This is a genomic window from Agromyces seonyuensis (assembly GCF_009789225.1).
Lineage (GTDB): Bacteria > Actinomycetota > Actinomycetes > Actinomycetales > Microbacteriaceae > Agromyces > Agromyces seonyuensis.
Genome location: NZ_WSTA01000004.1, coordinates 38,750 through 56,697, shown reverse-complemented (window position 1 = coordinate 56,697; position 17,948 = coordinate 38,750). Strand labels below are relative to the sequence as shown.

14 protein-coding genes are annotated in these 17,948 nt (G+C 72.2%); 6 read left to right on the top strand and 8 right to left on the bottom strand.

The window, feature by feature from the left end:
- Positions 1–6 precede the first annotated feature (6 nt).
- Positions 7–1,317, top strand: coding sequence for an LCP family protein (locus tag GB864_RS01800; RefSeq protein WP_160422635.1), 1,311 nt, complete (start codon positions 7–9; stop codon positions 1,315–1,317).
- Between the two features lie 19 nt (positions 1,318–1,336).
- On the opposite strand, the gene GB864_RS01795 is transcribed toward GB864_RS01800, so the two are convergent.
- The gene (locus tag GB864_RS01795) at positions 1,337–2,590 is read right to left on the bottom strand and encodes a kynureninase (protein ID WP_236778823.1); all 1,254 of its coding nucleotides are present in this window, start codon (positions 2,588–2,590) and stop codon (positions 1,337–1,339) included.
- 69 nt (positions 2,591–2,659) lie between these two features.
- On the opposite strand from GB864_RS01795, the gene GB864_RS01790 reads away from it, so the two are divergent.
- On the top strand, positions 2,660–3,259 hold the full coding sequence (locus GB864_RS01790) for a gamma carbonic anhydrase family protein (protein ID WP_160422631.1): 600 nt from the start codon (positions 2,660–2,662) through the stop codon (positions 3,257–3,259).
- A 263-nt stretch (positions 3,260–3,522) separates the two neighbouring features.
- Here GB864_RS01790 and GB864_RS01785 read toward each other — a convergent pair whose 3' ends face one another.
- The 3 genes from GB864_RS01785 to purD form a co-directional block, all read right to left on the bottom strand.
- Entirely contained in the window at positions 3,523–4,404 is an 882-nt protein-coding gene (locus GB864_RS01785) for a VOC family protein (RefSeq protein WP_160422629.1), read from the bottom strand.
- A gap of 395 nt (positions 4,405–4,799) precedes the next feature.
- Positions 4,800–5,747 (bottom strand): phosphoribosylaminoimidazolesuccinocarboxamide synthase, encoded by a 948-nt coding sequence (locus tag GB864_RS01780; protein ID WP_160422627.1) that lies wholly within the window; start codon positions 5,745–5,747, stop codon positions 4,800–4,802.
- 17 nt (positions 5,748–5,764) lie between these two features.
- Positions 5,765–7,075 carry a phosphoribosylamine--glycine ligase gene (gene purD / locus GB864_RS01775; protein ID WP_160422625.1) on the bottom strand — a complete coding sequence of 437 codons (1,311 nt, stop codon included), beginning with the start codon at positions 7,073–7,075 and terminating at the stop codon, positions 5,765–5,767.
- Positions 7,076–7,214: 139 nt separating this feature from the next.
- Between purD and GB864_RS01770 the strand changes: the two genes are divergently transcribed.
- Positions 7,215–7,604, top strand: a complete 390-nt coding sequence (locus tag GB864_RS01770) for a sterol carrier family protein (protein WP_160422623.1) — start codon at positions 7,215–7,217, stop codon at positions 7,602–7,604.
- A 94-nt stretch (positions 7,605–7,698) separates the two neighbouring features.
- A complete protein-coding gene (locus tag GB864_RS01765; protein ID WP_160422621.1) occupies positions 7,699–8,187 on the top strand; it encodes a GNAT family N-acetyltransferase in 489 nt (162 codons plus the stop codon).
- Positions 8,188–8,234: 47 nt separating this feature from the next.
- Here GB864_RS01765 and GB864_RS01760 read toward each other — a convergent pair whose 3' ends face one another.
- The 3 genes from GB864_RS01760 to GB864_RS01750 all read right to left on the bottom strand — a co-directional run bounded on the left by GB864_RS01760 (position 8,235) and on the right by GB864_RS01750 (position 11,403).
- The gene (locus GB864_RS01760; RefSeq protein WP_160422619.1) at positions 8,235–9,074 is read right to left on the bottom strand and encodes a heme ABC transporter ATP-binding protein; all 840 of its coding nucleotides are present in this window, start codon (positions 9,072–9,074) and stop codon (positions 8,235–8,237) included.
- Positions 9,071–10,084: a FecCD family ABC transporter permease gene (locus GB864_RS01755; protein ID WP_336603837.1), complete on the bottom strand. Its 1,014-nt coding sequence runs from the start codon at positions 10,082–10,084 to the stop codon at positions 9,071–9,073. The genes GB864_RS01760 and GB864_RS01755 overlap by 4 nt, the downstream gene beginning before the upstream one ends.
- Positions 10,085–10,260: 176 nt before the next feature.
- Positions 10,261–11,403 (bottom strand): heme/hemin ABC transporter substrate-binding protein, encoded by a 1,143-nt coding sequence (locus GB864_RS01750; protein ID WP_160422615.1) that lies wholly within the window; start codon positions 11,401–11,403, stop codon positions 10,261–10,263.
- A 160-nt stretch (positions 11,404–11,563) separates the two neighbouring features.
- Here GB864_RS01750 and GB864_RS18880 point away from each other — a divergent pair, with 160 nt between their 5' ends.
- On the top strand, positions 11,564–15,634 hold the full coding sequence (locus GB864_RS18880; RefSeq protein WP_160422613.1) for an HtaA domain-containing protein: 4,071 nt from the start codon (positions 11,564–11,566) through the stop codon (positions 15,632–15,634).
- Positions 15,635–15,785: 151 nt separating this feature from the next.
- On the top strand, positions 15,786–16,190 hold the full coding sequence (locus tag GB864_RS01740) for a hypothetical protein (RefSeq protein ID WP_236778815.1): 405 nt from the start codon (positions 15,786–15,788) through the stop codon (positions 16,188–16,190).
- An 81-nt stretch (positions 16,191–16,271) separates the two neighbouring features.
- Here the strand turns inward: GB864_RS01740 and purF are convergent, their stop codons facing one another.
- Positions 16,272–17,729 carry an amidophosphoribosyltransferase gene (gene purF, locus GB864_RS01735; RefSeq protein ID WP_160422611.1) on the bottom strand — a complete coding sequence of 486 codons (1,458 nt, stop codon included), beginning with the start codon at positions 17,727–17,729 and terminating at the stop codon, positions 16,272–16,274.
- Positions 17,730–17,948 lie beyond the last annotated feature (219 nt).

Below are 17,948 nucleotides of genomic sequence, written 5' to 3'. Positions count from 1 at the left end.
CGACTGATGGACGAATCCGAACCCCGAGACGAGGTCGACGTGGACGTCGACGGGCTCCTCGAGCCCGAGGGCGCCGTCGACGAGGCCGGCCCGGTGCGCCACGGCCGTCTCACCGGACAGGGGATGTGGCGTCCGGCGCTCAAGTGGATCGCGTCGGTGACGGCGATCCTCCTGGTCGCCCTCGCCGCGACGGTCGGATTCGTGATCTGGGACACCGTGCGCTCGGTGCAGGAGGACGCCGTCGACCTCGGCGGCGACGCGGGCGAACTGCCCGAGCTCGCCGGCATCGGCAGCATCGACGGCGGCTTCGACCTGCTGCTCGTCGGCACCGACAACGACGCGGAGCAGGGCGACGCCTTCGGCGAGCGCGATGCCACCCTCAACGACGTGAACATCTGGCTGCACGTCGCCGACGACCACGAGGACGCCGTCGCGGTGAGCTTCCCGCGCGACCTCGTCATCCCGCATCCCGAGTGCACCGACCCCGACGACGGCACGGTGTACCCGGCGATGTCGGCGCAGCCGCTCAACACCGCCTACGGCCGGGGCGGGCTCGCGTGCGTCGCCGCGACGATCGGCGAGCTCACGGGCGTGCAGATGGACTACGCGGCGTCGATCTCGTTCCTCGGGGTCATCGCGCTCAGCGACGCCGTCGGCGGGGTCGAGGTGTGCGTCGACGAGGCGATCTCCGACCCGTACTCCGGCTTGGAGCTGCCGGCAGGGATCTCGACCATCGAGGGCGCCGACGCGCTCGCGTACCTCCGCACCCGCCACGGCGTCGGCGACGGCAGCGACCTCGCGCGCATCTCGAACCAGCAGGCGTACCTGTCCTCGCTCGTGCGCAAACTGCAGGCCGACGACACCTTCTCCGACCCCGCGACCCTGTTCGCCCTCGCGCGGACGGCGGCCGATCACGTGGAGGTCTCGACCTCGCTCGCGGATCCCATCACCATGGCCTCGCTCGCCCTCACCCTGCGCGAGGTGCCGCTGGAACGGATCGTCTTCGTGCAGTACCCGGTGCTCGACAGCGTCGACGCACCGGGCAAGGTCGTGCCGAACACCGAGCTCGCGGACGAGCTCGTCGCCGCGATCGTCGCGGACGAGACCTTCACGCTCGCCGACGGCTCGCTCGGCTACGGCGTCGAGGCGGAGGCGACCGAATCGCCGACCGACCCGACCGTCGAGCCGGCGACCGAGGGTCCCGCCACGGCCGATCCGGGGGCGACCGTGCCGCCGACAGAGACCGGTCCGCCCGTGCTCGACGGGCTGACGGGCCAGAGCGCGGATGTCGCGACCTGCGCCCGCGCGAACGGATGACGCGCCGACGGGACCGGGTTCACCCGAGCCCGGCGCGCTCGGCGAGGACCTCGCGCAGCACGGTCTGCACGGCAGTGAGCCCGCGGTGCACCTCCTCGAAGCTCGTCGAGAGGGGGGCGAGGCCGATCCGGAGGCCGCCGGGGTCGCGGTAGTCGCCGATGACGTCGCGCTCCCAGAGGCGGGCGTTGACCTCGCGCATCGCGTCGTGGTGCAGCAGCACGTGGCCGCCGCGCTCGGCGGGGTCAGGCGGCGATCCGAGGGTCACGCCGAGCGGGGCGAGCAGTTCTTCGGCGAGGTCGATGGCGAACTCGGTCAGGGCCACCGACTTCTCACGGACCGCGGCCATCCCGGCATCCTCGATCATCTCGAGCGTCGAGACCATCGCGAGCATCCCGACGATCGGCGGGGTGCCCGACTGGAATCGGCGGATGTCGGGTTCGGGGCGGTAGCCGGGCCCCATCGCGAACTGGTCGGCGGAGCCGAACCAGCCCTGGATCGGCTGGCGCAGCAGCGGCTGGAGGTCGTCGCGCACATACGCGAAGGCGGGGGAGCCCGGGCCGCCGTTCAAGTACTTGTACGTGCAGCCCGCCGCGAGATCGAAGCCCCAGGCATCCGCCTCGATCGGCACCGAGCCGGCCGAGTGGCAGAGATCCCAGAGCACGAGGGCACCCGCGTCGTGCGCGATGCGCGAGAGCAGTGCGGCGTCGGCGAGGTAGGCCGAGCGGTAGGACACGTGGGATGCCACGACGAGCGCCGTGCGCGGACCGACGGCCGCGGCGAGCAGTTCGGGCGTGAGCCCGCGGGAACGATCGACCGGCACCCAGCGCACGCGCGCCCCGCGCTCGGCCGCGATGCCCTCGACGAGGTAGCGGTCGGTGGGGAAGTCGTCGTCGCCGATGACGATCTCGACGCGGTTCGGGTCGCGGCGGCGCTGGCCGTCGACCGCGGCCCGCATGAGCTTGTAGAGCAGCACGGTCGTCGAGTCGCCCACGACGGTCTGACCGGGCTTCGCGCCGATGACGGACGCCCCGATGCGGTCGCCGAGCTCGAGCGGCAGCCGCAGCCAGGACTCGTCCCAGCCGCGGATGAGCCGGCCGCCCCACTGCTCGCGCAGGAACCGCTCGACGCCCTCGACCGCGGCGATCGGCGGGCGCCCGAGCGAGTTGCCGTCGAAATAGACGAGGTCGGTGTCGGCGCCGACGAACCGGGTGCGGAAGTGCGCGAGCCCGTCGGCGCGGTCGGCGCGTCGGGCGTAGGCGAGTCGGGCATCCAGCACGCGGCTCACCCTAGGCCGCGGTGCGGGTTCGGCACGGCGACGCCGCGCCGTGGCTACGCTCTGCCCATGCGGTTCGAGCATCTCGGGGCCGAGCCCCGCATCCACCCCGACGCCGTGGTCGCGCCCACCGCGGTGATCTCGGGCGACGTCACGATCGGCGCCGATGCGCAGGTGCTGCACGGCGCCGTGATCTCCGCCGAGGGCGGCCCGATCGTCATCGGCGAGCACGTCGTCGTCATGGAGAACGCCCTCATCCGGGCGACGTCGGTGAACTCGGTGCACATCGGCGACCATTCGCTCGTCGGACCGATGGCGAGCGTGTCGGGGGCGACGATCGGCGAGGAGGTGTTCCTCGCGACCGGCGTGCGCATCTTCAACGGCGCCGTGATCGGGGATCGCAGCGAGGTGCGCATCAACGCGATCGTGCACCTGCGCACGAAGCTCGAGCCCGGATCCGTCGTGCCGATCGGGTGGGTCGCGGTCGGCGATCCGACGCGCATCCTGCCCCCGCACGAGCACGAGGCGATCTGGGAGGCGCAGCGCGAGCTCGACTTCCCGGGCTACGTCTTCGGCGTCGACCGGGACACCCCCGACCTCATGGTGCAGCTCACCGAGCGCTACGCGCGCAGCCTCGCACGCCACGCGGACGATCGCCGCCTCGACTAGGCCGTTCCCGCTGGTCGAGTAGCGACGAAGGAGCGTATCGAGACCCGGTGACGGGGTCTCGATACGCTTCGCTACTCGACCGACGAAGCGTATCGAGACGTTCCCGCTGGTCGAGTAGCGACGAAGGAGCGTATCGAGACTTGGTGACGGGGTTTCGATACGCTTCGCTACTCGACCGACGGAGCGTATCGAGACGTTCCCGCTGGTCGAGTAGCGACGGAGGAGCGTATCGAGACCTGGTGGCGGGGTTTCGATTCGCTCCGCTACTCGACCGACGGGCCCTCGACCTGGATGACGTTGGCCCACGGGTCCTCGAAGGCGAGGGTGCGTCCGTCGTCGGCGGTCTGCACGCCGAAGTGGCGCATCCGTTCGCCGAGGGCGCCGAGGTCGTCGGCGCTCGGGACGACGATCTCGACCTTGCCGAGGCCGAGCACGGGGCGACGCTTGCCGGCGCCCGCGCTGTTCCACGTGTTCATCGCCATGTGGTGGTGGTAGCCGCCTGCGCTCACGAAGAGCGCCTGCGAGCCGAACATCGTGGTCTGCTCGAAACCGAGCTGCTCGACGTAGAACTGCTTGGCGGCGGGGATGTTGCCGACGGAGAGGTGCACGTGGCCGACGACGGCGTCGCCGAGCTTCGCGTCGGGGGCGGCCCCCGCTTCGCTGAGGTGCTCGCGGAGGAAGGCGTTGGGGTCGAGGAAGAGGGAGTTCATCTCGATCTGCCCGTGCACCCAGCTCCAGGTCGAGCGGTCGCGGTCCCAGTAGAGCTCGACGCCGTTGCCCTCGGGGTCGTCGAAGTAGAACGCCTCGGACACCAGATGGTCGGCGGAGCCCGTGAAGGAACCGGGATGACGCACGGCGACGTTGTAGATCGCGGCCGCGAGCGCCGCCTTCGAGTCGAAGAGGATGGCCGTGTGGTACAGCCCGGCGTCCTTCGGGGAGGCGTGCTTCAGCTCGGGAGCGTGCTCGAGGATCATGATCGGCGTCGTGCCGCGGCCGAGCACGGCGATACCGTCGTGCAGCGACAGCAGCTCGAGCGTCACGGCGTCGCGGTAGTACGCGATCATCCGGTCGAGGTCGCCGACCTTCAGGGTCACGGCGCCCATGCCGGTGTCGGCGGCGAGGAGGTCGGGGTTCGCGGCGGTCATGCGGAGCATCCAATCACTTGCAGGTACAAGTATTCAACGCGACGCACCTGAGAACATTCCCGATCCGTCGGTCGGTTTTCGTTGGTCGAGTAGCGACGAAGGAGCGTATCGAGACCTTGTGCGCCGACCTGCCGGAGCGGGGAGGGCATCTTGCGGGGTCTCGATACGCTTCGCTACTCGACCGACGGGTCTCGATACGCTTCGCTACTCGACCGACGGCTCGCCTCCCGTCGGTCGAGTAGCGACGAAGGAGCGTATCGAGACCTGGTGCGCTGACCTGCCGGAGCGGGCGAGCGTCCAGCAGGGTCTCGATACGCTTCGCTACTCGACCGGCGGGTCTCGATACGCTTCGCTCGACCGACGGGTCTCGATACGCGCGCTACTCGACCGGCGGGTCAGCCCTGCAGCCGGTCCAGCAGTGCGCGGTAGCGATCGGCGGTCTTCGCCACGATCTCGGCGGGCAGCACCGGCGGCTCCTCCGACTCGTGCTGGTCCCAGTTCGCCGAGAGCCAGTTGCGCACGATCTGCTTGTCGAAGCTCGCGAGCCGCAGCTCCTTCGAGGGCGCGCCCACGTAGGCCTCGGCATCCCAGTAGCGGCTCGAGTCGCTCGTCAGCACCTCGTCGCCGAGCGTGACGATGCCGGTCTCGCGGTCGGCGCCGAACTCGAACTTCGTGTCGGCGAGGATGACGCCGCGCTCCTCGGCGATCGCCGAAGCCTCGGCGAAGACGTGCAGCGAGAGCTCGCGCAGCTGCGCCGCGACGACCTCGCCGACGATCTCCTCCATGCGCTCGTAGGAGATGTTCTCGTCGTGCTCGCCCTGCGGTGCCTTCCAGGCCGGGGTGAAGATCGGCTCGGGCAGGCGATCGCCGTCGCTCAGGCCCTCGGGCAGCACGAGCCCGCCGATCGCGCCGGTGGCGACGTACTCCTTCCAGCCGGAGCCGGTGAGGTAGCCGCGCACGACGCACTCGATCGGGAACATGTCGAGGGTGCGGGCGAGCATGGCCCGGTCGGCGACGGACGCCGGGATCTCGGGCAGGAACGACTGCCAGCGATCGTCGAGCGGCTCGGCGAGGTGGTTCGGCACGTCGGGGAGGCGGTCGAACCACCAACGGGTGAGCGCCGTCAGCAGGGCGCCCTTGCCGGGGATCGCGGGCTCGAGCACGCAGTCGAACGCGCTCACGCGGTCGCTCGCGACGACGAGCACGATCGGGGAGGTGCGCAGCGGGTCGCCCGTCCAGGTGTCGTCGTCGTCGAGCGTCGACGTCGGCACGTAGAGGTCGCGCACCTTGCCGCTCGCGACGTGGGTCCAGCCGGCGGCGGAGAGTTCGGTCTCGTCGGTCATCCTCATCACCCTTGCGTTCAGCGGCCCGCGGCGGCGAGCGCGATGTCGGTGCGGTACTGGCCGCCCTCGAGCGAGATGCCCGACAGCGCCGCGTACGCGCGGTCCCGTGCATCCGCGAGGTCCTCGCCGAGCGCGACGACGCCGAGCACGCGGCCGCCCGTGGCGAGCAGGCGTCCGTCTTCGGCGCGGGCCGTCGCGGCGTGCGCGACGTGCACCCCCGGCGTCGCGTGCGCCGCCTCGACGCCCTCGAGCACGCGGCCCGTGAGCGGCGCGTCGGGGTAGCCCTCGCTCGCGAGCACGACCGTCACGGCCGCCTCGCTGCGGAACTCCGGCTTGGCGCGGCCGGCGAGGTCGCCCGTCGCCGCCGCGAAGAGCAGCTCCGACAAGGGCGTCGCGAGCCGCGGCAGCACCGACTGCGTCTCGGGGTCGCCGAAGCGGGCGTTGAACTCGATGACGCGGATGCCCTTCGACGTGAGCACGAGGCCCGCGTAGAGCAGGCCGACGAACGGCGTGCCCTCGTCGCGGAGCTGCGTCACGGTCGGCAGCGCGATCGTCGTGACGACCTCGTCGACGAAGGATGCCTCGCTGCCGAAGCGCTCGTCGAGCCACGGCAGCGGGGAGTACGCGCCCATGCCGCCCGTGTTCGGGCCGGCGTCGCCGTCGAGCAGTCGCTTGAAGTCCTGCGCGGGGGAGAGCGGCAGCACGTGCTCGCCGTCGCTGAGCAGGAAGAGGGAGACCTCGGGGCCGTCGAGGAACTCCTCGACGAGCACGGGGCCGAAGGGCAGGTAGTGGGCGGCGTGCGCCAGGGCTGCTTCGCGGTCCTCCGTCACGATGACGCCCTTGCCCGCGGCGAGGCCGTCGGCCTTGACGACGTAGGGGGCGCCGAACTCGTCGAGCGCGGCCTCGACGGCGGCGAGGTCGGCGGCCTGCACGGCGCCGCCGGTCGGCACGCCCGCGGCCTCCATGATGCGCTTGGCGAAGGTCTTCGAGCCCTCGAGGGCCGCGGCCGCCTGGTCGGGGCCGAACACCGGGATGCCCCGGCGGCGCACCTCGTCGGCGACGCCCGCGACGAGCGGCGCCTCCGGGCCGATCACGACGAGGTCGACGTCCTCATCGACGGCCGCGTCCGCGACGATGCGGGGGTCGTTCGCGTCGAGCGCGAGCAGTTCGACGGTGCCGGGCACGTTCGCGGCGCCGGGCGCCGGGGCGGATGCCGCGATACCCGCGTTGCCGGGGGCGGCGACGATCTCGTGTCCCGCATCCTCGGCGAGGAGGGCGAGGACGATGGCGTGCTCTCTGGCACCGGACCCGACGACGAGGATCTTCACCCGGCAAGGCTACCCCGGCCCGCTCGCGGGGCCACGCGCCGTCGGGCGGCGATCGCCGTCGAGAGCGGACCCCGGGTGCGGACCCGCGAGGCACCCCGCGCCGCACCCGGCGTCCGCTCGCGGCTGGGAGGATGGGGGAATGGCCAGAGCACGAATCGCGGATGTCGAGGGGCGCGACGCCGTGCGCGCGTGGGCGACGGCGGACGGCACGGCCGGCTCCGGCACCGCGGTGGATCGAGACACCCTCGCCCTCGCCGTGCGGTACACCCTCCAACTGCTCGCCGAGCAGGCGCCCGGCAACAGCGTCGAGGTGCGGGTGCCGCCGTTCGGCGCCGTGCAGTGCGTCGAGGGCCCGCGGCACACGCGTGGCACTCCCCCGAACGTCGTCGAGACCGACCCAGCGACCTGGCTCGCGCTCGCCGTGGGCGACGAGGGCTGGGCGGATGCCCGCGCCGACGGCCGCATCCGCGCCTCCGGCACCCGCGCCGACCTCACCGGCCTCGTCCCGCTCATCGACCGCGTCCGCTGAGCGCCGGCGTGGCACTGGGCAGAGGCGCGCTGCTCTCGTGCCCGCGGATCGTCCTGCTGGCGTGAGCCGCGCGCGGGCCGATACCGTCGCCCCCATGCCCGATGCACCGGTCCCCGCGTTCACCGTCCGCGCCGCCGTCCCCGCCGATGCCGAGGCGATCAGCGACGTGCGCATCGCGTCGTGGCGGGTCGCGTACGCGGGGATGCTCTCGGCCGCGTTCCTCGCGGACCTGCCCGACACCGCTGCGATCTGGCGCGGTGCGATCGAGCGCGGCCACCACGTGCCGGTCGCGGAGCTCGACGGCCGGGTCGTCGGCTTCGCGGTCGCTCGGCCGTGCGGCGACGAGCATCCCGTGCGCGACACCGAGCTCGGACTGCTCTACACGCTGCCCGAGACCTACGGCACCGGTCTCGGCGCCGCGCTGCTCGACGCGGCGCTCGACGGCCGCCCGGCCTCGCTGTGGGTCGCCGAGCGGAACGTGCGCGCCATCGCCTTCTACCGCAAGCACGGCTTCGAACCCGACGGCGAACGCGTCATCGACCCCGAGATCGAGGACCTCGCCGAGATCCGCATGGTGCGCTGACGCCCGGGGCGGTGAAATCCCGGCTGTGCGCAGCCCTCGGCGGGGTCTCAGCGGATCGGCAGGATGAGCGGCACCCCCGTGCGCGGGTGCGGGAGCACCTCGACCGGCTGCCCGTAGACGGCCTCGATGCGCTCGGCGGTCAGCACATCGGACGGCGCGCCCGTCGCGACGACGGCGCCGTGCGCGATGAGGGTCACGTCGTCGGAGTAGGCCGCGGCGAGGCCCAGGTCGTGCAGCACGACCACGACGGTGGCGCCCGCCGTCGCGCGCTCCCGCGCGAGCCGCAGCACGTCCTCCTGATGCTTGAGGTCGAGGGCGGCGGTCGGCTCGTCGAGCAGCAGGATCGGCGTCGCCTGCGCGAGCACCCGCGCGAGGGCGACGCGCGCCCGTTCGCCGCCCGAGAGGCTCGGCAGGGTGCGCTCGGCGAGGTGGGCGACGTCGGTCAGCCGCATCGCCTCGGCGATCATCCGCTCGTCGTCGTCTTCTGCGGGCGTCTTCGCCCACGGGTGGCGGCCCATCTCGACGATCTCGCGGGCCGGGAACGGGAAGGTCACGGCGTGCTCCTGGGTGAGCACCGCGCGTTCGCGCGCGAGGTCGCGCAGGTGGATGTCCGCGAGGGGCCGTCCGCCCAGCCGGACCTCGCCCGCCGTCGCCGCGCGGTCGCCGGCGAGCACCCCGAGCAGCGTCGACTTGCCGGCGCCGTTCGGACCGATGAGGGAGTGCACCCGCCCCGGGTGGGCGGTGAAGTCGACGCCGTCGAGCAGCACGGCGCCCTCGACGACGACCCGCGCGCCGACGGCTTCGAGCGCTGCGGCGACGCCGCCCGGTCCGGGGGCGACCGTCGCCGCGGGCGCGGCGTCGCCGCGAGGCATCCTGATCGGGCTCATCCCCACCCTCCCGACTTGCGACGCTGGCGCCGGAGCAACCAGAAGAAGAACGGTCCGCCCACGAGGCTCGTGAGCATGCCGATGGGCAGGTCCGCCATCGGCACGGCGGTGCGGGCGACGAGGTCGGCGGTCAGCAGCAGCAGCGCGCCGCCGAGTGCGGAGGCGGCGATGAGGCCGCGGTGCGAGGGCCCGATGACCATCCGCATGAGGTGCGGCACGATCAGGCCGACGAAGCCGATGATGCCGGCGAACGCGACGGCCGCGCCGGTGAGCACGGCGACGACGACGATCGAGATCACGCGCGTGCGCTCGACGTTCACGCCGAGGTGGCGGGCGCCGCGCTCGCCGAGGGAGAACAGGTCGAGGCGCCGGGCGAGCGCGAAGCCGGCGACGAGCGCCGCGGCGATCACCGGGAGCATCACCTGAACCTCCTCCCAGCGCGCGCCGTTGAGGGAGCCGAGCTGCCAGAACACGATCTCCTCGCGGCTCTGGTTGTCGCCGAGGAACGTGAGCAGGGCCAGGCCGCCGGACGCGAACGCGTTCACCGCGATGCCCGTGAGCACGAGGGTCACGACCTCGGTGCGCCCGCCGGAGCGGCTCGCGAAGTAGACGGCGAAGGTCGTCAGGATGCCGGTGCCGAACGCGATCGCGGCCGTGACCCAGTCGCCCGCGGCGGTCCAGCCGAAGACGATCGCGGCGGCGGCGCCGAGCGCGGCGCCCGACGAGACGCCGACGACGCCCGGCTCGGCGAGCGGGTTGGAGAAGACGGCCTGCATGATCGTGCCGGCGACGGCGAGGGCGGCGCCGATGAGGATCGCCATGACGATGCGCGGGAAGCGGATGGTCCAGAGCGCGGCGTCGGCGTTTGGCACCGACTCGGGCACGTCGGTGAGGCCGAGCGCGCGGAGGATCGAGTTCCAGACCTCGCCCGCCGGCAGGTGCAGTTGGCCGCTCATCGCGGCGACGACCGCGACGGCGACGAGGGCGAGGGCGAGCCCGGTGAAGAGGATGACGCGGCGCGCGGCCGTGCCGCGGCTGGTCGGCGCCGCGGGGTCCGCAGTCGACGGGCGGTCGGGGTCGCGACTCGCCGCGGGGGCGACTTCGCCGACGGCGCTCGCAGCGGGCGGAGCATCCGCCGACTCGCCGACCGGCCGCTCGTCGGTGCGGGGCGCGGCGTCCTGCGCGCTCACTGGAGCGGACCGGAGTCGGCGGGGGCGTAGATCGCGCGAGCGAGCGCCTCGATGATCTCGGGCGCGCGCGGGCCGAAGCTCAGCACCTCGCTGTCGGCCATGTCGACGATGCGGCGGTGCTCGCCGGCCGGCGTCGCCGCGAGGGCGGGCACGCGGTCGAGCAGGCCGTCGACGCCGCCGGTGGACTCGAGCCCGTGGGTCATGACGAGCACGAGGTCGGGGGCGGCCTGCACGAGCGCTTCGGCGGTGATGGGCTTCATGCCCGTCCAACCGATCTCCTCGGCGACGTCGACGCCGCCGACCGCGTCGATCAGGGAATCCGCGCCGGACTCCTCGCCGAAGAGGTAGTAGACGTTCGCGGTGCCGCGGACGTAGAGGAAGAGCATCCTCGGCCGGTCGGCGGCGTCGGCGGGGATCGCGTCGTCGATCGCGGCCGAGACGGCGTCCAGCCGATTCTGGGTCTCCGCGACGAGCTGGGCTCCGCGCCCGGGGACCCCGAGCGCGTCTGCGACCTGCACGACGAGGTCGTCGATGAGCTCGACCGAGCGCTCCTTCGTGACGATCACGAGCGGGATGCCCGCGTCGCGGAGCTGTTCGAGCACGTCGCGGGGACCGAGCGTCGTGTCGGTGATGACGACGGTCGGATCGAGGCTCAGGATCGTCTCGGCCGAGAGCGAGTGGCCGCCCTGGGTGACCTCGGGGAGGTCGGCCGCCTCGGGGAAGCCGGTCGAGGAGTCGCGGCCGACGACGTGCTCGCCGAGCCCGAGGCTGAAGACGGTCGCGGCGATCGAGCCCGTGATGTCGAGCGGGAGGATGCGTTCGATCGAGGCGATCTCGACCTCGTGGCCGTCGACGTCGATGACCGTCGCGGGCAGAGCCGGCGACTCGTCGGAGTCGACGACGGGCAGGCTCGTGTCCTCGAGGCACGCCGTCGACGGGCCCTCGAAGGCCTTCGGGTCGGCGGCGAACGCGAGCTCGGCGAACGGCGTCTGCGAGCCGGCGCACTCCGCCTCGCGCGACACGGCCGCATCGGCCCGGACCCCCGTGCCGGTGGGCACTGCGGCCGCGCAGCCGGCGAGCGCGGCGGCGGCGGCGATCGCCGCGATGGACAGGACGGAACGTCGGAATCTCGAAGACATCGTGATGAGGTTAGCCTTACCTACGGCTTGCGTTTCGGGGGGAATGTCGTTTAGCTTAGCCAAGCCTAACCTGAGGCATTTCTCCCAATCCGCCCGATCCGCGCAGGCACCCGGCTGCATTCCGGTGCCGGTTGCCGCGCGCCCGCAGAAGGACCGCGTCGTGAAGACACCGTCAATGCCCGAGACGAGACCAGGCCGCGCACGGCGCTGGCTCGCCGGCACCCTCGCCGCTCTGCTCGCCCTCACCGGCGCCTCGCTCGCCGCACTGCCGGCGACGGCCGCCGAGGGACCGGCGATCACCGTCACCGAAGCGCCCCGCGAGGGCGGCACGGTCACGGTGACCGGCACCGGCTTCTCGACCGCCTCCGTCGGCGTCTACGTCGGCATCGGCGACGCCGCGGCCGCTGGCTTCTACTCGGCGGGCATCACCGCGGACGCCTCGGTCTGGGTGAACGTCGGCAACGCCTCCACGGCGACGCAGGCGCCGATGAACGCCGACGGCAGCTTCGAACTGACCTTCCCGGTCGCCGCCGTCGGGGGCGAGCTCGCCGTCTTCGCATCGAAGGCGCATGGCCAGGGCATCGGTGACGTTTCGCAGAACGTCAAGACCCCGATCGTCTACGCACCCGAGCCCGAGCCCGAGCCCGAGCCCGAGCCGGTCCCGACCGTCACCGTGACGGAGGCGCCGGCCGAGGGCGGCGCCGTGACGGTGATCGGCACCGGCTTCTCGACCACCGCGCCCGGCGTCTACGTCGGCATCGGTGCCGCGTCCGCGGCGACCTTCTACACCTCGGGCGTCAGCCAGAGCGCGACGGTCTGGGTCAACGTCGGCAACGCCGCGTCGCCCGCGACCGCGCCGATGAACACGGACGGGTCGTTCTCCGTCACGCTGCCGGCGCCCGCCGGGGCGAGCGGTCAGTACGCCGTCTTCACGTCCAAGGCCCACGGCCTCGGGTTCTCCGATCGCAGCCAGGACACGAAGACCGCGCTGCCCTACACGGCGCCGAAGCCGGTGCCGACGCTCGTGCTGTCCAAGTCGAGCGACCTCGACCCGGCCGGCGAGACGATCACGGTGACCGGCACGGGGTACAACCCCGCGCAGGCGATGTACCTCACGACGTGCACGGACGTGCCGCTCGACCAGGTGAGCTTCGGCTTCATCAACACCGGCTGCACGGCCGGGGCGAAGATGATCACCCCGAACCCGGCCTCGCCCACGATGGTGAAGCTCGAGGCGGACGGTTCGTTCACGACGGAACTGGCGGTCGCCCCGAAGGGCGAGACGACGGCCGTCTACACGATCGCGAACCACACCGCGATGAACGACCGCACCCAGGATGCCAAGGCGACCGTGACCTTCGCGCCGGTGAAGCCGGTGCCGACGGTCACGGTGTCGAAGACGGTCGGGCTGGACCCGGCCGGTGACACGGTGACGGTGACGGGTGCTGGCTTCGTGCCGGAGGCTCCGGCGACGAGCGGCACGCGGCCGCCGCTGGCGGGCAAGTTCGGCGGTGCGTACGTCGTGTTCGGTTCGTTCCTCGAGAACTGGAAGCCGAGCGCGGGTGCTCCGTCGTCGGCGCGCAAGGTGCTGGCCCAGCGATGGGCGTTGACCGAGGCGGATGTCGCGGTGGCCGGTGCGGTGGGCGTCGCGATCGACGCGGACGGTTCCTTCTCGGTCGAGCTGCCGGTGTCGGCGGTTGCGGGGCTGGAGGGCGGCCGGTACGGCGTCTACACGTACTCGGGTTCGGGTGCGGTGTACGCGCCGTTCGAGACCGAGACGCTGATCTCGTTCGCCGACCCGAAGCCGGTGCCGACGGTCACGGTGTCGAAGACGGTCGGGCTGGACCCGGCCGGCGACACGGTGACGGTGACGGGCACGGGCTTCGTGCCGGAGGCTCCGGCGACGAGCGGCACGCGGCCGCCGCTGGCGGGCAAGTTCGGCGGTGCGTACGTCGTGTTCGGTTCGTTCCTCGAGAACTGGAAGCCGAGCGCGGGTGCTCCGTCGTCGGCGCGCAAGGTGCTGGCCCAGCGGTGGGCGCTGGCCGAGGCGGATGTCGCGGTGGCCGGTGCGGTGGGCGTCGCGATCGACGCGGACGGTTCCTTCTCGGTCGAGCTGCCGGTGTCGGCGGTTGCGGGGCTGGAGGGCGGCCGGTACGGCGTCTACACGTACTCGGGTTCGGGTGCGGTGTACGCGCCGTTCGAGACCGAGACGCTGATCTCGTTCGCGGAGCCGGAGCCGGCGCCGAAGCCGACGGTCTCCGTCACCCCGGCGACCGACGTGGATGCCTCGAAGGACACGACCTTCACCATCACGGGTTCCGGCTACGTCGGCCCCGGCGCCGTGAACGGCGCCTACGTGCTGATCGGCGAGCAGTCGGTCTGGCACGGCGAGGGGGCGCTCCCGCAGGAGGGGTGGCTCGCGAGCGCCTTCGTGCTGCCCTCGCGCATCGTCGACGGCACCTTCATCACGACGATGACGGTCAAGGCCGGCTCGTTCGACCCGAGCAAGACCTATCAGGTCGCCACCTCGGCGGCCCACGGCCTCTCGATCACCGATCGTAGCCTCGACGCCTTCGCGCCGATCACGATCAAGTCGGGCACCACCACGCCGCCGACGACCCCGCCGACCACGACCCCGCCGACCACGACCCCGGTCGTGCCGCCGGCGACGGTCATCCCGAGCGGTTCGCTCACGTGGGGCGTCTCCGCGTCCTTCCGCTCCTACGTCACCGGCAGCATCGCGCAGGGCGCGGTGTCGGTGTCCGGCGGCGCGACCCAGTCGGGCGGCGTCTTCCAGTTCGGCCAGAGCGCGAGCACCTTCACCGGCTCGACGGGCAGCGCCGACTACTTCGGCTCGGTGCGATTCACGGGCCACTCGGGCGTGCTCGACCTGACGTTCGCGAACCCGACGCTGCGCGTCGACTCGCCGACGGTGGGCACCCTCCAGGTGACGGTCAACGGCTCCCGCGTGAACCTCGCGACGGTCAACCTCGCCGCCGCATCGAAGTCCACCGCGAAGGGCGCGACGACGTTCGCGAACGCACCGGTGACCCTGAACGGGGAGGGCGCCGCGGCGTTCGACGGCTTCTACGCCGCCGGTCGCGCACTCGATCCGCTGACCGTCGTCATCGGCTCCGCCGGTGCCGCGCCCGCGGGCTCCACCGGCACGGTTGCGGCCGCGCCGGCCGCGACGCCCGCCGTTGCCGCGAGCGCCACGGTGCCTGCGACGCCGCCGGCCACCACGGGCATCCGGGTCGACGACGAGACGCTCGCCGCGCTCGTCGGCGGCGAGGAAGTGACGATCTCGGTCGACGGCTTCGAGCCGAACGAGACCGACGTGAAGGTCGTCGTCTACTCGACGCCGATCGTGCTCGCCGACGACCTCGTCGCCGACGCCGCGGGCGTCGTCACCTGGACAGGCAAGCTTCCCGCGGGCCTCGAGGCGGGTCAGCACACGCTGACCTTCCAGGGCTCGACCACGAAGGGGCTCGTCTTCGAGATCGAGGCCGTCGAGGGCTGCGTCGTCGAGGGCGCGAGCCTGGACTGGGGCTTCAAGGAGTCGTTCACGTCGTACCTGACGAGCGGCATCGCGAACGGCGACTGGGCCCTCGTGAACGTCACCGAGGAGGGGAGCGTGTTCTCCTTCACGGGCGGCACGGGCAACCTGGATGCCGTGACGCAGCGCGGTCTCGTCGCCTTCGAAGGTGCGTCGATCGAGTTCACCGGCCATGACGGCGCGCTCGACACGACCATCGCGAACCCGCAGCTCGAGCTCAACGGCGACGGCACGGGCACGCTCATCCTCGACGTGCACGGCACGACGCAGGACGGCTCCGCGGTGACCGCCGAGGACGTCCGCTTCGCCGAGCTCGACCTCGAGGGCGCGCTCGCCGACGACGACGGGTCGCTCGTCGGCACCGCCGTGCCGGCCGTGCTCACCGAGGACGGCGCCGCCGCCTTCGGCACGTACGCCGCAGGCGAGGCGCTCGACCCGGTCGACTTCGTCATCCCGCTCCCGGCGGACTGCGACCTCGCGGTCGCGGCCGACGAGGAGCCGGCCGCCGAGGTCGAGGCCGCGGCGGGCGGCGACGACAGCGCCGCGGCGGACGTCGAGCCCGTCTCGTCGACCATCCCGGCGTGGGTGATCTGGACGGTCGTGATCGTCGCGATCCTCCTCATCGCACTCATCACGTGGTTCCTGGCGCGTCGTCGCCGCGGCCGTCACGCCTGACGCTTCGCGAACGCGCGGGCGCGGCCCGGGGCATCCACGGATGCTCCGGGCCGCGCCCGTTCCGTCCCGCACCCGAACCCGGCCCCGCCGGCAGGCGGGACGAGCGCCTCGGGCGGCGCCCGCTCCCAGGCGGATGGGGGAGAATACCGGCGTGAGCAGCACCCCCGCCGAATCCGAGCAGACGCCCGCCGAGCCCGCCACCGCCCCCTGGCCGGAGGCCGAGTCGCTGCCGGCGAACGAGCCGGCGCCGATGCCCGAACCCGAGCTCGTGGAGTCCGAGGAATCCGACACGGTGGTCGTGCGGCACGCGCCCCGCTACGGGCGCTTCCTCGCGCTCGGCGCCGCGGTCGGCGTCATCCTCGCCCTCGTGCTCACCTTCTCGTTCCCCGAGAACGACGAGTACAGCCAGGGCCAGGTCTTCGGCTTCCTGCTGCTCGCGTGCGTGGCGATCGCCGGCGCGGCCGGCGGCCTCGCCGCCATCCTGCTCGACCGTGCGGCGACCAAGCGCGCCCGGAGCCTCCCGGCCGTGCACGAGACCGGTCGTCGCGTCGACTGACGAGCCGCATCGCCCGGTCCGGCCGAGACCGACCGGACGACGAACGGCCCCGCCGAGGCGGGGCCGTTCGCGCATCCGGGCTCAGGAGAGCTGCGTGCGCTCCACCCACTCGAGGTACTCCTCGGTGACGGTGCCGGTGACGTAGTCGCCCGTGAAGCACGAGAGGTCGAGCTCGGTGATGCCCGTGCCCTCGGTGATCGCGGCCTGGAGGTCGGCGACCTCCTGGTAGATCATGTGGTCGGCGCCGAGCTCGGCTGCGATCTCGGGGATCTTGCGGCCGTGGGCGATGAGCTCGTGGCGGCTCGGCATGTTGATGCCGTACACGTGCGGGAAGCGCACGGGCGGGGCCGCCGAGGTGAACGTCACCTTGTTGGCGCCGGCGTCGCGGGCCATCTGCACGATCTCCTTGGAGGTCGTGCCGCGCACGATCGAGTCGTCGACGATGAGGATGTTCTTTCCGGCGAACTCGCTCGACATCGCGTTGAGCTTCTGGCGCACCGAGCGCTTGCGCTGCGCCTGCCCCGGCATGATGAACGTGCGGCCGACGTAGCGATTCTTGTAGAACCCCTCGCGGTAGGGGATGCCGAGCTGCTGCGAGACCTGCATCGCCGCGGGGCGCGAGGAGTCGGGGATCGGCATGACCACGTCGATGTCGCCGAGCGGCATGTGGGTCGCGATGGTCTTCGCGAGGCGGTCGCCCATGCGCAGGCGCGCGTCGTAGACCGAGATGCCGTTCATGACCGAGTCGGGCCGGGCGAGGTAGACGTACTCGAACGAGCACGGGATGAGGCGCGGGTTCCGGGCGCACTGCTTCGAGGCCATCGTGCCGTCGACGGAGATGAAGATCGCCTCGCCGGGCTCGACGTCGCGCACGATCTCGTAGTCGCCGTTCTCGAGCACGAGCGATTCGCTCGCGACGATCCACTCGTCTTTGCCGTTCGCGCCGTCGCGGCGGCCGAGGATGAGGGGGCGGATGCCGAAGGGGTCGCGGAAGGCGAGCAGTCCGTAGCCGGCGATCATCGCGATGACGGCGTACGAGCCCTCGACGCGCTCGTGCACCTGCTCGACGGCGCGGAAGACCTGGTCGGCGTCGAGGGAGAAGCCCTGGATCTGCCCGGTCAGCTCGGTCGCGAGCACGTTGAGCAGCATCTCGGTGTCGCTCGTCGAGTTCGAGTGGCGACGGTCGATGCGGAAGAGGTCTTCGCTGAGCTCGCGCGTGTTCGTGAGGTTGCCGTTGTGCACGAGGATGATGCCGTACGGGGCGTTCACGTAGAAGGGCTGCGCCTCCTCCTCGCGCTCCGCGGCGCCCTTGGTCGTGTAGCGCACGTGGCCGAGGCCCATGTTGCCGAGCAGCGAGCGCATGTCGCGGGTGCGGAACGCCTCGCGCACCTGGCCGCGCGCCTTCGCCATGTGGAAGGTCGGGCCCTCGGCGGTCGCGATGCCCGTCGAGTCCTGGCCGCGGTGCTGCAGGAGCCCCAGGCTGTCGTAGATCTGCTGATTGACGGGTTCGGTCGAGACGATTCCGACGATGCCGCACATGCGGAGGGGACTCCTCAAAGTGGTGGGAAACGCGTCCGAAACGGACCCGCATATCCTCGCACAGCGTAACCGGACGCCCGCTTGGAGAGACTCCGCTGGTCGAGTAGGCCGCTCGCGGCCGTATCGAGACCGACCGTCCCGCTCTCGGCAGACGACTCCGCCGGTCGAGTAGGCCGCTCGCGGCCGTATCGAGACCGACCGCCCCCGTCTCGATACGCG